Source organism: Ruegeria sp. CDSC085 (assembly GCF_059610465.1).
Genome location: NZ_JBXWNR010000006.1, coordinates 182,163 through 195,542, shown reverse-complemented (window position 1 = coordinate 195,542; position 13,380 = coordinate 182,163). Strand labels below are relative to the sequence as shown.

At 57.3% G+C, this 13,380-nt stretch carries 14 protein-coding genes; 9 read left to right on the top strand and 5 right to left on the bottom strand.

Annotated features, from left to right (window positions below; genetic code table 11):
* Positions 1–5: 5 nt before the first annotated feature.
* Positions 6–542: a tripartite tricarboxylate transporter TctB family protein gene (locus AC2FJB_RS11525; protein WP_496718342.1), complete on the bottom strand. Its 537-nt coding sequence runs from the start codon at positions 540–542 to the stop codon at positions 6–8.
* Between the two features lie 63 nt (positions 543–605).
* Positions 606–1,535, bottom strand: a complete 930-nt coding sequence (locus tag AC2FJB_RS11520) for a tripartite tricarboxylate transporter substrate binding protein (RefSeq protein WP_496718343.1) — start codon at positions 1,533–1,535, stop codon at positions 606–608.
* Positions 1,536–1,643: 108 nt separating this feature from the next.
* On the opposite strand from AC2FJB_RS11520, the gene AC2FJB_RS11515 reads away from it, so the two are divergent.
* Both AC2FJB_RS11515 and AC2FJB_RS11510 read left to right on the top strand, forming a co-directional pair.
* Positions 1,644–2,423, top strand: a complete 780-nt coding sequence (locus AC2FJB_RS11515; protein ID WP_496718345.1) for an IclR family transcriptional regulator — start codon at positions 1,644–1,646, stop codon at positions 2,421–2,423.
* 34 nt (positions 2,424–2,457) lie between these two features.
* Positions 2,458–3,810 (top strand): aminotransferase class III-fold pyridoxal phosphate-dependent enzyme, encoded by a 1,353-nt coding sequence (locus AC2FJB_RS11510; RefSeq protein WP_496718346.1) that lies wholly within the window; start codon positions 2,458–2,460, stop codon positions 3,808–3,810.
* A gap of 33 nt (positions 3,811–3,843) precedes the next feature.
* Here AC2FJB_RS11510 and hpaR read toward each other — a convergent pair whose 3' ends face one another.
* A complete protein-coding gene (gene hpaR / locus AC2FJB_RS11505; RefSeq protein WP_496718347.1) occupies positions 3,844–4,284 on the bottom strand; it encodes a homoprotocatechuate degradation operon regulator HpaR in 441 nt (146 codons plus the stop codon).
* 105 nt (positions 4,285–4,389) lie between these two features.
* On the opposite strand from hpaR, the gene AC2FJB_RS11500 reads away from it, so the two are divergent.
* From AC2FJB_RS11500 to AC2FJB_RS11470, 7 genes are read left to right on the top strand one after another with little or no spacing between them, the layout of a single operon-like run.
* On the top strand, positions 4,390–4,788 hold the full coding sequence (locus tag AC2FJB_RS11500) for a 5-carboxymethyl-2-hydroxymuconate Delta-isomerase (RefSeq protein WP_496718348.1): 399 nt from the start codon (positions 4,390–4,392) through the stop codon (positions 4,786–4,788).
* A 3-nt stretch (positions 4,789–4,791) separates the two neighbouring features.
* Positions 4,792–6,300 carry a 5-carboxymethyl-2-hydroxymuconate semialdehyde dehydrogenase gene (hpaE, locus tag AC2FJB_RS11495; RefSeq protein WP_496718349.1) on the top strand — a complete coding sequence of 503 codons (1,509 nt, stop codon included), beginning with the start codon at positions 4,792–4,794 and terminating at the stop codon, positions 6,298–6,300.
* A 54-nt stretch (positions 6,301–6,354) separates the two neighbouring features.
* Positions 6,355–7,197, top strand: coding sequence for a 3,4-dihydroxyphenylacetate 2,3-dioxygenase (gene hpaD, locus AC2FJB_RS11490; RefSeq protein ID WP_496718350.1), 843 nt, complete (start codon positions 6,355–6,357; stop codon positions 7,195–7,197).
* A 58-nt stretch (positions 7,198–7,255) separates the two neighbouring features.
* Positions 7,256–8,653 carry a pyridoxal phosphate-dependent decarboxylase family protein gene (locus AC2FJB_RS11485; RefSeq protein WP_496718351.1) on the top strand — a complete coding sequence of 466 codons (1,398 nt, stop codon included), beginning with the start codon at positions 7,256–7,258 and terminating at the stop codon, positions 8,651–8,653.
* Complete coding sequence (locus AC2FJB_RS11480) at positions 8,650–9,504, top strand: fumarylacetoacetate hydrolase family protein (RefSeq protein WP_496718353.1); 855 nt, start codon at positions 8,650–8,652, stop codon at positions 9,502–9,504. The genes AC2FJB_RS11485 and AC2FJB_RS11480 overlap by 4 nt, the downstream gene beginning before the upstream one ends.
* Positions 9,501–10,301: a 2-oxo-hept-4-ene-1,7-dioate hydratase gene (hpaH, locus tag AC2FJB_RS11475; protein WP_496718354.1), complete on the top strand. Its 801-nt coding sequence runs from the start codon at positions 9,501–9,503 to the stop codon at positions 10,299–10,301. The genes AC2FJB_RS11480 and hpaH overlap by 4 nt, the downstream gene beginning before the upstream one ends.
* Before the next feature lie 11 nt (positions 10,302–10,312).
* Positions 10,313–11,368, top strand: coding sequence for an aldolase/citrate lyase family protein (locus AC2FJB_RS11470; protein WP_496718355.1), 1,056 nt, complete (start codon positions 10,313–10,315; stop codon positions 11,366–11,368).
* A gap of 97 nt (positions 11,369–11,465) precedes the next feature.
* Here the strand turns inward: AC2FJB_RS11470 and AC2FJB_RS11465 are convergent, their stop codons facing one another.
* Both AC2FJB_RS11465 and paaK read right to left on the bottom strand, forming a co-directional pair.
* The gene (locus AC2FJB_RS11465) at positions 11,466–12,062 is read right to left on the bottom strand and encodes a TetR/AcrR family transcriptional regulator (protein ID WP_117873884.1); all 597 of its coding nucleotides are present in this window, start codon (positions 12,060–12,062) and stop codon (positions 11,466–11,468) included.
* 3 nt (positions 12,063–12,065) lie between these two features.
* On the bottom strand, positions 12,066–13,376 hold the full coding sequence (gene paaK, locus AC2FJB_RS11460) for a phenylacetate--CoA ligase PaaK (protein ID WP_496718356.1): 1,311 nt from the start codon (positions 13,374–13,376) through the stop codon (positions 12,066–12,068).
* Positions 13,377–13,380: the final 4 nt, after the last annotated feature.

Here is a 13,380-nt window from a genome sequence, read left to right as displayed (position 1 = left end):
TGGCCTCACAGGTAGGTCAGCGCAAAGGCGCGCAGCCCATCGGGCAAGAATTCGTATATCCGACCGGCAGGAATGTTCACATGAAGCAGCGCGCGGAAGACGACGGCCACGACCGCGCCGAAGGTAAGTGCAACGCAAAAAGCTCTAGGCAGTCGAAATCCCAATCGTATCGTCAGCAGGGCCGCAAAAAGCATGGTGGAGGGCAGATACCCAAGCCACGGAACCGCCACGACATAGATCAGGAAGTAGGCAACGTATTCGAGGGACATCAACCAGAACGTCACCTCTCGCAAACGTCCGGGAATGCGCGGGGACAGGAAAGAGCTCAGCAAGTGGAGGCCGCTGAACAAAACCATGCCCCAGATCGCGATCTGGGGCCAAAGGGCGGGCTGGGCAAACCACTTGGTTCGTTTGACAGCCTGAGTCTCAGTGCCGATCTGGCTGAGAAGGAACAGGGAGAAACCGAAGAAAAGGAAGGCAAAGACAATATCGCCAGGACGTCGATAACGTCGGAACATGTCTTGCAGCGTCTTTGCTATCATTTTGGCCTCCTGTTTGAAAGAAAAAGGCCCGGCGTTGTTCGACCTTGCCGGGCCTTCTTCGGACTATTCGCCCAGAATCTCTTCGATCTTGGCAAAAGAGGCTTTGTCCTGCTCGATCTGAGCATTGGATGCGTCCGGGTCCTGCCAGTAGATCAGTGCGCCTGTTTCCTCAGCCAGCTTCTTGGCTTTGTCCGAGGACAACGCTTTCTGGGCGGCAGCCGAGATCTTTTCACGCGCGTCGGCAGGCGTGTCTTTGTGCACAAACAGCCCGTTCCAAAGAGCCAATGGCAGGTCCGGATTGAGTTCCACGATCGTCGGCGTATCCGGAACCAGTGAAATCCGCTCGCCACCGATGCTGGCAAGGACGTTCACCTGATCAAGGCAGGGAAGGATAAGCTGTAGCGTCGTATTGATTACATCCACGTCGCCTGAGGCCAGCGTGTTGCAATCCAGGGCGTCAAATGCCGCTTCGCTGGCAAAGTCGAACCCGCTGCCGACGGCTGCTGCAAAGGTGACCTGAGTGGGCGGCAGAACCGATCCGAAATGGCCAAGCGCCACGTCATTTTCCTTGCCGTATTCGGCCAGTTCTTCCCAGCTTGAAAACGGTGCGTCTTTGCTCGCTGCGATGACGAAGGGATAAGTCAGGAAGATGCCAATTGGATCGAAAGGATTCGGGTTGAGTTCGGGAATTCCGATCTCGGGGCCAATGACGGGTACTCCGATGACGAAAGAGCCGATGGTGTAACCATCCGTCGGAGCGGTTGCCACCTCGACAGCGCCGGGGAATGGGCCACCGCCACCTCCGGGTTTGTTCACGACAGCAGCAGGCACACCGTACATGGCCTGGAATTCGTCGGCGATCATCCGGGTAAGGACATCTTCCAGATCGCCCGGAGGCCAAGGTACGACAAAGCTTACCGGCTTCTCAGGGTACTCTGCCAGTGCGACAGTGGCCGAAGCTGCAAAAGCGGCGGCTGTTAGAAATTTCTTCATTGACACCTCCCGTTAGTGGTTCAATATTTGAACCGCGTTAACAATAATAATGTTGCTTTGTTAAGTTAGTTCTGTCAAGTATTACCTGAGCAAGAGGACGATACGCACATGGGCACAGCCCTTAACGCCCTAAAAATGCTGGATTACTTTTCCAATGCCCGCCCAGAGATCGGGCTGAGTCACCTGGCGCGGTTGTCCGGGCTGAACAAGGCAACGGCATTGCGCCACCTGCGCGCGCTTGAGGAGTTCGGGTTGATCGAACAGAATCCGATGACAAAAACTTATGCCATCGGGCCGGCGGCATTGCGTTTGGCCGCACTGCGAGAGATCGCCAGACCCGGCATTGAGGGCGCGCGCCAAAAAATGCAGGCCGCAATGCAGATGGTCGGTGAATCCCTGCATCTGTCCTTGCTGGAGAAAACGGGATTACAGACAGCGCTGGTGGTGGAAACAACGCGGCACAGTGTCCGGGTCAGTCTTGATCCCAGCGAGATGCTTCCGCTCAATGCGACGGCTTCCGGTCTGTGCATGCTCAGTTTCGGACCGACTCACCTTTTGGAGCAGTTGGATCAGGACGTGCAGGCACGGTTTACACAAGCCACGCTTACTGATCCGAAGCTCATCAAAGAGCGGGTCGCAAAGATCAGAGTTTCAGGCTGGGCCGACAGCCGCGGCAGTTACGAAGAAGGTGTTTTTGGATATGCCGCGCCGATCTTCGGCATCGATCAGATTGCACTGGGAACCATCGCAATAGCTGTCCCTGAAACCCGGGCAACCAGCGACCGCCTTCCGGCAATACTGTCAACGTTGCATTCACTTTCGGCTGATCTGACCGCTGGTTTTGGCGGCCAGTTGCCCGACTCCTTTCCAACCGAATTCCACCCGTGACCCGGGGCGGATTCAACACTCGGAGACCCGCGACATGAAAGACTCCAACTTTCTGAAGGAAAACAACGCCCGATACTTCTGGCACCCGATGGCGCATCCCGCCGACAGCCGGAAGAACCCGCCGACCATTCTCAGCGGTGGTGAAGGGGTCAGCATCATTGATGTCGATGGCCACAGGGCGCTGGACGCCGTAGGGGGGCTGTGGAACGTCAATCTGGGCTATTCCTGTGAACCGGTGAAGCGGGCCATAGCGGATCAACTGAATGCGTTGCCTTACTACTCCACCTTTCGGGGCACCAGCAACGACAAGGCGATTGAGCTGTCTTATGAACTGGCCCAGTTCTTTGAGCCTGACGGGCTGACCCGCGCTTTCTTTACGTCGGGTGGGTCGGATTCTGTCGAAATAGCTCTGAAACTTGCGCGCCAGTATCACAAAGTCCGGGGTGAAGCCGGACGTACCAAGTTCATCAGCCTAAAGCAGGGCTATCACGGCACTCATTTTGCTGCCGCCTCTGTCAACGGCAACCAGAAGTTCCGCGCGGTGTATGAGCCGATGATGCCGGGCTGCTACCACGTGCCGGCCCCCTGGACCTATCGCAATCCGTTTGACGAAACCGATCCCGAGCGTCTGGCGCAGCTTTGTGTCAAGGCGCTTGAGGCCGAGATCGCATTCCAGGGTGCAAGCACTGTTGCGGCCTTCATCATGGAGCCGGTTCTCGGGGCAGGAGGCGTAATCCCGCCGCACAAGAGTTTCATGCCCATGGTGCGCGAGGTCTGTTCCAGACACGGCATCCTGCTGATCTCGGACGAGATTATCACCGCTTTTGGTCGCACCGGCAGTGAAAGCGGTGCGCGGCACTGGGGCGTCCAGCCGGATATCATGACGACGGCAAAGGCGATCACCAATGGGTATTTCCCTTTTGGCGCGGCCATGATTTCGGGCGCGGTCGCAGAGGTTTTTGAAAGTGACACTACGGGTCTGGCATCCGTCGATCAGGGGTATACCTATTCCGGCCATCCGGTCGGGGCGGCCGCAGCTTTGGCCGCCCTGTCCGAGATCAACCGCCTACGGATCTGGGAAAACGCTGCCGCGCGCGGGGATGAGTTGTTTGCCGGCTTGCAAAAGCTGGCCGACAAGCATGACGCGATCGGGGACGTGCGGGGCGGTGAGGGCCTGATGTGTGCATTGGAACTGGTCTCGGATCGGGCGACCAAGGCACCTATCGCAAAACACCTGCCGCTACAGGTTCAGAAAGCTGCATATGAAGACGGCGTGATGGTCCGCGTATCAGGCAACAACATCATTCTGTCGCCGCCGCTGATCGTCACTTCGGAAGATGTGACTAGAATTCTATCGGCTTTGGACGCTGGATTGGGGACCCTGTAAGTATTCAAACGACCCCGTCCTGTTGGGGCGGGGTCAGGCTTTGATGGCCTGCAATTCCTCGAGCAGGTCCAGCAGTTGATCCAGTTTCTCGGTGCCCATCTGCGCTTCGATATTACTAGAGATGGCGAGTGATGTGGTTAGGTTCTCCTTGAGGATAAAGCGGCCTGAATCCGTGATCTTGACCATGGTGCGGCGCTTGTCGTCGCTATCCTGACGGCGGGTGATCTGGCCATCGGCCTCCATCGTGCGCAAAATGCGGGTCACGCTGGGTAGCAGCAGGCATGCCTCGTGCGCGATGGTGCTTTGTTCCACTTCGCCCAGCTCGTCCAGAACACGCAGGATGCGCCATTTCTGCTCGGTCAGTTGGATGCCTTGCAGCATGTCCCGGATCGGAGCCATGACGGTTTCGCGGGCTCGCAGCAGCGCGATCGGAAGGGACCGGGCGGTGCTTTTGGAATGGCTTTGAGTGTTCATGCGGCCTTCTAGAATGTCATCTCGGAAATTGCAAAGATTAACAAAGCAATCTCTTGACAGGGATTGCATTAAATACTAAACATGTTAACTAATAGAGGAGAAACCATGCCCCACTTCCACGTCGAATACTCCGGTAATCTGGAAGACAGGATCGACATGGATGGCCTATGCGAATGCATTCGGGCAACGGCTGCTGAGATTGAGACCTTTCCGATGCCGGGCATTCGTGTGCGCGCGACGCGGGTCGATCATTACGCCATAGCGGACGGCAACCCGGCGCATGGGTTTATTGATATCTCGATCCGCCTGCGGGCAGGCCGGCCCACTGATGTCAAACATGACGCCACCCAGCGCATTTTTGAGGCGGTCAAAGCATATCTGGCGCCGGTTTTTTCACAGCATTCCATCGCGCTCTCGCTTGAGATGCGTGACATCGACCCCAAGCTGTCGCCCAAGGTTGGTACGATCCGCGACCACCTGGTGGCGACCACGCAGGAGACCTGACGCATGAGTGCATTGGACACAAACATCGAAAAGTTGAACGGCTTTCTGGACCGGTTCCGGGAAACTGGTATCCGCAACCGTATCGCGGGTGAAGATCGGAACGGATCTGCCGGAGTGTTTCAGTCTGTCTCGCCCGTCGATAAATCCGTGATCTGTGATGTTGCCCATGGCACGGGTGATGATATTGACGCGGCAGCCAAGGCCGCTCATGCAGCCTTTGCAGAGTGGCGAGACATTCCCGCCACCGAACGCCGTCGCATTTTGTTGAATGTGGCTGATGGCATTGAAGCCCGCGCCGAGGAAATAGCACTGTGCGAGTGCTGGGACACAGGGCAGACTCTGCGCTTCATGTCAAAGGCAGCGTTACGGGGCGCGGAGAACTTCCGGTATTTCGCGGATCAGGTGATTCAGGCACGGGACGGGCAGTACCTGAAGTCTCCGACACTGATAAATGTTACGACCCGTGTGCCAATTGGCCCGGTTGGCGTGATCACCCCGTGGAACACGCCGTTCATGCTGTCGACCTGGAAGATCGCGCCTGCGTTGGCTGCGGGCTGCACGGTGGTTCATAAACCCGCCGAGGATTCCCCTCTGACGGCTCGCCTGCTGGTGGAAATCGCCGAACAGGCAGGGCTACCCAAAGGTGTACTGAACACGGTCAACGGATTTGGCCCCGACGCTGGCAAGGTTTTGTGCGAGCATGAACTGATCAAGGCCATTGCTTTTGTGGGCGAAAGCCGTACTGGCAGTCTGATCGTCAAGCAAGGCGCAGACACCCATAAGCGCAACCATTTGGAATTGGGCGGAAAAAACCCCGTTGTCGTGTTTGACGATGCAGATCTGGACCGCGCGTTGGATGCCGTGATCTTTATGATCTATTCGATCAATGGCGAACGCTGCACCTCGTCTTCGCGACTTCTGGTGCAGGACACGATCAAGGAAGAATTCGAAGCCAGACTGATTGAACGCGTCAACAGCATCAAGGTGGGCCACCCCTTGGACCCGGAGACCGAGATTGGGCCATTGGTGACTGAAGAACACTACAACAAGGTTACGAGCTATTTCGACGTCGCCAAGGAAGATGGCGCAACTGTCGCCGCTGGCGGCGTCAAGGTGGGGGATGCGGGCTTTTTTGTCCGGCCGACCCTGTTCACCAATGCCACCAACCAGATGCGCATCGCACGGGAAGAGATATTTGGCCCTGTCCTGACCTCGATCCCGTTCTCGACCGAGGACGAGGCGCTGAAGATCGCCAACGACACACCTTATGGCCTGACCGGCTATGTCTGGACCAATGATCTGACCCGCGCGCTTCGGTTTACAGACAGGCTGGAGGCTGGAATGATCTGGGTGAATTCGGAGAACGTACGTCACTTGCCAACGCCGTTCGGAGGGGTCAAGGCGTCCGGCATCGGCCGGGATGGCGGCGACTGGAGCTTTGAATTCTATATGGAACAGAAACACATTGGCTTTGCCACTGGTCAGCACAAGATCATGCAGTTGGGTAAGTAGATCTCATAGGCCGACCCCGGCTGGGGCAAGCCCATTTCACGAGGAGGAATTGCCATGGGAAAGATAGTACAGGCCGCAAAGATTACGCATGTACCCAGCATCTGGATGTCCCACACGATGCCAAAATACAAAGGCATCCGGCAATCTGCCATTGATGGGTATGAACGCCTGCGTCAGGACGCGATAGATCGCGGGGTCGAGACGTTCATTGTGTTCGACACCCATTGGATCACCAATCAAGGGTTTCACCTGAATACGAAAGAACGTCACAAGGGTCGATTCATAAGTCACGAACTGCCGCATATGTTGGCGGATATGGAGTTCGATTATCGCGGCGATCACGAACTGGGGGAAACCATCCTTGACGTTCTGCGCGAACGGGGAGAGCGGGCGCTGGGCCATTCGCACCCCGACATGGGCATGGAATACGGCACCCTGCTGCCGATGCATTTCATCAACGATGGTGTGAATGCCCGGGTATTGCCGGTGGCAGTCAATCAATTCTCGTCGATTGCAGAAAACCGGGCCTGGGGCGAGGCCATTGCCGAAGGCATCCGACGTTCGGACCGCAATGTTTCCATTCTGGCGTCCGGCTCGCTCAGCCACGACTTCACGCCGAATGAACGCTCGGTCGACGGGTTGAATGCAGTGAATGGCGAGTTCAACCGCCAGATGGACACGCGCGTTCTGGAGTTGTGGCAGCAGGGCAGGTTTGAAGAGTTCCTTGAAATGCTGCCGGACTATGCAAAGAAATGCACTGGCGAATGCGCCATGAATGACACCGCTTTGCTGTTTGGTGCGTTGGGTTGGGGAAGCTACAAAGGTGAAATTGACATTTACACCCCGTATTTCGGCAGCTCTGGCACCGGTCAGGCAAATGTCAGCTTTTCGGTGTGACGCAAGCAACGGAACACGAGGACTTGGCGGTGATCCCGTCACAAAGGAAAGTCAGTAGATGAACTGGGACACGTTTTCGTATTGGGGTCAGCACATCTCGAAATGGGCGGCGGATTATCACAAGACACTTGCTGAACGTCCCGTGCGGGCGCAGACCGCGCCGGGGGAAATCGCGGCCCAGCTTGTGCCAGTACCACCCGAAACAGGCGAGCCGATGGACGCCATCATGGCCGATTTCGAACGGATCGTGATGCCGGGCATCACCCATTGGCAGCACCCACGCTTCTTTGCGTATTTCCCGGCCAATGCTGCGCCCCCGTCCATGTTGGCCGAGATGCTGGTGACGACTATCGCAGCGCAATGCATGTTGTGGCAGACATCGCCTGCCGCAACCGAGGTTGAAGGCGTCATGGTCGAATGGTTGCGGCAGGCCCTTGGATTGCCTGAGGGCATGACCGGCGTCATTCAGGACAGCGCCTCTTCGGCTACGTTATCAGCAGTGCTGACCATGCGGGAACGGGCCACCGGCTTTACCGGCAACCGAGAAGGTCTGAACGCGAAGGGTGCATTGCGGATTTATTGTTCGGATCAGGTGCATTCGTCGATTGACCGGGCCTGCTGGATCGCTGGGATTGGTCAGGACAATCTGGTCAAATTGCCCACACAGGGGCCGAACTTCGGGATTGTTCCCTCGGCGCTTGAGGCCGCCATTCAGAATGACATTGCCGCCGGGCATATTCCGGCCGGGATCGTTGCCATTACCGGCGGCACAGGAGTGGGGGCTTGCGACGACCTTATGGCCGTAGCTGACATTGCGAAAAAATACGACCTCTACACCCATCTCGACGCCGCTTGGGCGGGATCGGCTATGATCTGCCCGGAATTTCGCAAGGCTTTGTGGCAGGGGGCCGGTCGCTATGACAGCATTGTCTTCAACCCGCATAAATGGATGGGCGCGCAATTCGATTGTGCCATCCAGTTCTTGCGAGACGCCGCGCCCCAGCTCAATACGCTGAAAATTGAACCGGAATACCTCAAGACAACCGGTGCAGAGGTGACAAATTACTCTGAGTGGACCATCCCTTTGGGCCGCAGGTTCCGGGCGTTGAAAATCTGGTTCCTGTTGCGGTCATACGGGTTGGAAGGATTGCGCGAACGCATCCGCAACCACGTGACATGGGCCAGCGAACTGGCGGAAAAGATCGGTTCGATCGAGGGGTTCGAGATCACAACCGGCCCGATCCTCAGCTTGTTTTCCTTCCGCTGTCCCGGGGACGACGCCCAGCAACAGCGTCTGGTGGACGCGCTGAATGACGATGGCCGGATTTACCTGACCCAAGGCTTGTTCGATGGCCGCAAAATCATCCGCTTTCAGGTCGGGCAGTTCGATACCACCCGCGATGACGTGCTGATGGCGGCGGACGTGATCCGGGACGTGTGGGAGACTATTGAATGAAGTTTGCAACTTTCTTTTCGGGTGATGAGCGTTTTTTTGGGGCAATCACCGACGGTGGTGCAATTGCTTTGAATCCGGTCTTCCCCGAATACGCCAGCCTCTACGAGGTGATCGCTGCCGGTGCATTTGATCAACTGGCAGAAGCCGCCGACGGCAAACCTGTCACCCATTCCGAGTTTACATATGACATGGTGATGCCGGATGCGCGACGTATCCTTTGCGTCGGGGTGAACTTTCCCGACCGGAATGCGGAATACAAGGATGACAGCGTGCAGCCAAAACACATGTCGCTGTTCCCGCGTTTCGCCAGTGGGTTTACCGGCCATAACCGGCCTTTGATCCGCCCGCCGGAAAACCACACGCTGGATTACGAAGGCGAAGTGGCCATCGTGATTGGCAAGGCTGGCCGCCGCATTTCGCAGCAGGACGCGTATGACCACATCGCCGCGCTGACGCTGTGTAATGAAGGAACCATTCGCGACTGGGTTCGGCACGCCAAGTTCAATGTCACCCAAGGCAAGAACTGGGACCGCTCTGGGGCCATCGGCCCGTGGCTGGTTCCTTTCACGGATGCGGCCCAGCTGGATGAGGCGCGTCTTCAAACCCGCGTGAATGGTGAGTTGCGGCAGGATGATACACTGAACCGCATGATGTTCCCGATCCGGCGCGAGATTGAGTATATTTCGACTTTCATGACGCTTCTGCCCGGCGATATCATTGTGACCGGTACACCTACCGGGGCGGGCGCGCGGTTCGACCCGCCGAAATATCTGGCACCCGGTGATGTGGTCGAGGTCTGGGTCGAAGGCATCGGTACGCTGCGAAACACGGTTGAGGATGAAAAGGTATGACGCCCGAAGACCATGTGCGCGCGGCCGCTGACCTTTTGCAGGCAGAACGCACGCATGAACAGATTGGCCTGCTCAGTCTGCGCCACCCCGAGATGGACATGGATGACGCTTATGATGTGCAGAACGCCATCTATCGCCAGAAACTGTCCGAAGGGCGCAAAGTGATTGGGTGGAAGATCGGCCTGACTTCGAAAGCCATGCAATACGCGCTGAACATCGACATTCCTGATAGTGGGATTCTGTTTGACGACATGGTGTTTGAACGGGGTGCCACCGTTCCGGCCGGGCGATTCATTCAGCCCCGGATCGAGGCTGAAATTGCCTTGGTGATGAAATCGGCCATTGGCGGAGAAAACGTGTCCCGCGAAGAAATCATCGCTGCGACGGATTGCGTCGCGCCGTCCATCGAAATTCTGGATACACGGATTCAACGTGTGGATCCTGAAACCGGCAAGGCCCGCACGGTGTTTGACACTATCAGTGATAATGCCGCCAATGCAGGTATCGTTCTGGGTGCAGAACGTCATCCGGTCGATGCTTTTGATCTGCGATGGGTTGGTGCGCTGACCTTCCGCAATGGTGAAATCGAAGAAACCGGTCTGGGCGCGGGGGTGCTGAACGATCCGGTCGAAAGCGTCGTCTGGCTGGCGCGCCGTATGGCGCAATACGGTCAAAGCATCGCGCCGGGCCAAGTTATTCTGTCAGGCAGCTTTATCCGCCCGGTCGAATGCCCCTCGGGAACAGAAATCCACGCGGATTTCGGGCCGTTCGGCTCAGTCGATATCAATTTCGCCTGAAAGGTTCGCCAATGCCCGCACCAAGCAATACGTTCAAGGCCGCGCTGACGTCGGGAACCCCTTTGATCGGGTGCTGGGTCGGCTTGGCCAATGCCTACACCGCCGAAATCGCCGCGACCGCGCAATTTGACTGGCTGCTGGTCGACGGAGAGCATGCGCCAAACGATCTGCGCTCGATCCTCGAGCAAGTGAGGGTGATTGAAGGATCTGGCAGTACCCCCGTCGCACGCCTGCCAATTGGCGAGACCTGGATGATCAAGCAATACCTTGATGCCGGCGTGCAGAACATTTTGGTGCCGATGGTGGAAAGCGGCGATCAGGCGCGCGAACTGGTGCGGGCCGTGCAGTATCCACCTCGTGGCGTTCGGGGCGTAGGTTCCGCCTTGGCGCGGGCCTCGCGTTTTGCGGCTATCCCGGATTATCTGAAAACGGCGGACGAGCAGATCTGTCTTTTGGTGCAGGTCGAAAACAGGCTTGGGCTGGAGGCGCTGGGCGACATTCTGGCGACCGAAGTCGATGGGGTGTTCGTCGGCCCGTCGGATTTGGCCGCTGATATGGGCCATATCGGCAATGCCGGGCACCCGGACGTGATCGAGGCCGTGCTGGATGCGATCCAGCGCATCGTTGCGGCAGGCAAGGCAGCAGGGATATTGTCGCTGGATCCGGTCATGCAGCGAAAATGTCTGGATCTGGGGGCAACATTCGTGGCCACTGATATCGATGTGACCTTGTTTGCCAAGGCGATCCGGGCCGCTGCCGCTGATGGGCTCAGCCTGCTGCCCGATCAGGTGGCTTCGGGAATTGCGCATACAGGCGCGGCGTCGAAATACCTGCAACAGCTTTGCAAACACTGGTCGCACAAGGCCCAGGTAACATTCGATGAAACGCGGGGCAGTGTAAGCTTTCCAGACGGGAACCGCGTCACCCTTTCAGCAAGCGCTACTAGCCTGGCCGTAACCGCCGCCACCCGGGCGCGCGGTGATCTGGCCGGATGGCAACGGGTAATTGAGGCTCATCTGGTGCGTTTTGCCTTTCGGGAAGAGTTCCGCATTGACTGGTCAGGATGAGGAACCGCGTTACGGCCCTGAAACTGGCACTGTGGCAACGGGACAAAGGCAGGCATACCTGCGATAGATTTCGAACAGCTTTGTCCGAAGGCCACAGCTAAAGCTTGTGGATACCATGGACGGTCAGAGTGCTGACCAGATCAGCATAGTCTTCGCGGGCCCTGGACCCTGCTCCGGTGTTCCACATGTAATACCAGTTCAGCATCCCAAAAACTGACATCGTGGCGCCGCGCAGCTTGTCCCTGTTGTCGTTGAAGGCTCCCGGAGACAGTTCATTCAGGATGTCGCGCACAAAATTCACCAATTCCAGCTGATACCCGCGCAGAAGCTTCTGTTGTTCCTCGGTCAATGCGCTCATGCCGCTGATCTGCACCCGGTGTTCGTCATCTGCGCCTTGGTAGGCAAACAGGATTTCGCGTACCGCTTTCCGCAGCTTCTGCTCAGGCGTGAGGCCATTCAGGTCCACATTGCAGATGCGGTCGCGAAGCTCGCGCAGGTAGGTTTCGAGGATGTCATACAGGATGGCATCCTTGCTGTCATAGTAGTGGTAGATGTTTGCCTTGGAAATCCCGCACTCTTTTGCCAACAGGGTCATGGAGGCGCGATCAAACCCTTGGTCGGCGAACACTTTGGCTGCCGTTTTAAGGATTTGTTCCCGCTTCTGGTCGTGGTCTTTAGCGATTGTACGGGCCACGGCTTATTCCTTATCGCGATTGTCGACGACGCGCTTCGCCTTGCCCTGAGAGCGTTCGACGTCGCCGGGGTCACCTACAACAATTTCCGTTGAGACGCCAACGACGTCCTTGATCCGCTTCGTCAGCATCCGTGCTGCGGCTGTCTTGGACAGTTCGTCGGTGGAATCCGGGGACGATTCAACAAAAACCCGCATGGCGTCCATGCGGCCGGATTTGTACAGCTCGATCTGATAATAAGGGGCAAGGCCCCCTGTTGCCATGACCTGTTCTTCAATCTGGCTGGGAAAGACGTTGACACCGCGCAGGATCATCATGTCGTCGCTGCGACCGGTGATCTTGGCCATGCGGCGCATGGACCGTGCTGTACCCGGCAGCAGGCAGGTCAGGTCGCGGGTTCGATAGCGTATCATCGGCAACCCCTCCTTGGTCAGGGTCGTGAACACCAACTCGCCGGTTTCGCCATCGGGCAAGACCTCTCCGGTTACGGGATCAATGATTTCAGGCAGGAAGTGATCTTCCCAGATCACCGGCCCGTCCTTGGTTTCAACGCATTCATTGGCCACCCCGGGCCCCATGATTTCGGACAGGCCATAGATATCGACCGCGTGCATATCAAACGCAGCCTCGACTTCGGCACGCATTGCGTCAGTCCAGGGTTCAGCACCGAACACACCAACCTTCAGCGAGCTTTCACGCGGGTCGAGTCCCACCTTGTGGAACTGCTCAAGGATATTGAGCATATAGGAGGGCGTAACCATGATCCCGTCGGGCCGGAAGTCGTTGATCAGGTTGACTTGCTTTTCGGTTTGCCCGCCGGACATGGGGACGACGGTCGCGCCAAGCCGCTCGATCCCGTAATGTGCGCCAAGACCGCCGGTGAACAACCCATAACCATAGGCGTTGTGCACCATGTCACCTTTACGCAACCCCGATGCGCGCAGGGACCTTGCGCCCAGATCCGCCCAATTGTCGATGTCGTTTTTTGTGTAGCCCACCACTGTCGGTTTGCCTGTCGTACCGGACGAGGCGTGCAGACGAATGATCTGGCTGCGTGGAACGGCGAACAGGCCGAACGGATAGCTATCACGCAGATCATTCTTGTACGTGAACGGAAACTTCGCCAGATCCGAGAGCTGCTGAAGATCGTCAGGATGCACACCGGATTCGTCGAACCGTTGCTTGTACATCGACACGTTTTCATAGGCGTGGCGTACGGACCATTTGAGGCGTTCAAGCTGCGTCGCACGGATTTCGTCGACCGAGGCGATCTCGATCGGGTCCAGATCCGCTTTGTTTGGGGAAAGGTCTTCCATCGCG

Coding starts and splice junctions, on each gene's coding strand:
- AC2FJB_RS11525 (WP_496718342.1), bottom strand. CDS start 542: ATGATAGCAAAGACGCTGCAAGACATGTTCCGACGTTATCGACGTCCT.
- AC2FJB_RS11480 (WP_496718353.1), top strand. CDS start 8,650: ATGAAGTTTGCAACTTTCTTTTCGGGTGATGAGCGTTTTTTTGGGGCA.
- AC2FJB_RS11515 (WP_496718345.1), top strand. CDS start 1,644: ATGGGCACAGCCCTTAACGCCCTAAAAATGCTGGATTACTTTTCCAAT.
- hpaH (WP_496718354.1), top strand. CDS start 9,501: ATGACGCCCGAAGACCATGTGCGCGCGGCCGCTGACCTTTTGCAGGCA.
- hpaD (WP_496718350.1), top strand. CDS start 6,355: ATGGGAAAGATAGTACAGGCCGCAAAGATTACGCATGTACCCAGCATC.
- AC2FJB_RS11470 (WP_496718355.1), top strand. CDS start 10,313: ATGCCCGCACCAAGCAATACGTTCAAGGCCGCGCTGACGTCGGGAACC.
- AC2FJB_RS11500 (WP_496718348.1), top strand. CDS start 4,390: ATGCCCCACTTCCACGTCGAATACTCCGGTAATCTGGAAGACAGGATC.
- AC2FJB_RS11510 (WP_496718346.1), top strand. CDS start 2,458: ATGAAAGACTCCAACTTTCTGAAGGAAAACAACGCCCGATACTTCTGG.
- hpaE (WP_496718349.1), top strand. CDS start 4,792: ATGAGTGCATTGGACACAAACATCGAAAAGTTGAACGGCTTTCTGGAC.
- paaK (WP_496718356.1), bottom strand. CDS start 13,376: ATGGAAGACCTTTCCCCAAACAAAGCGGATCTGGACCCGATCGAGATC.
- hpaR (WP_496718347.1), bottom strand. CDS start 4,284: ATGAACACTCAAAGCCATTCCAAAAGCACCGCCCGGTCCCTTCCGATC.
- AC2FJB_RS11520 (WP_496718343.1), bottom strand. CDS start 1,535: ATGAAGAAATTTCTAACAGCCGCCGCTTTTGCAGCTTCGGCCACTGTC.
- AC2FJB_RS11485 (WP_496718351.1), top strand. CDS start 7,256: ATGAACTGGGACACGTTTTCGTATTGGGGTCAGCACATCTCGAAATGG.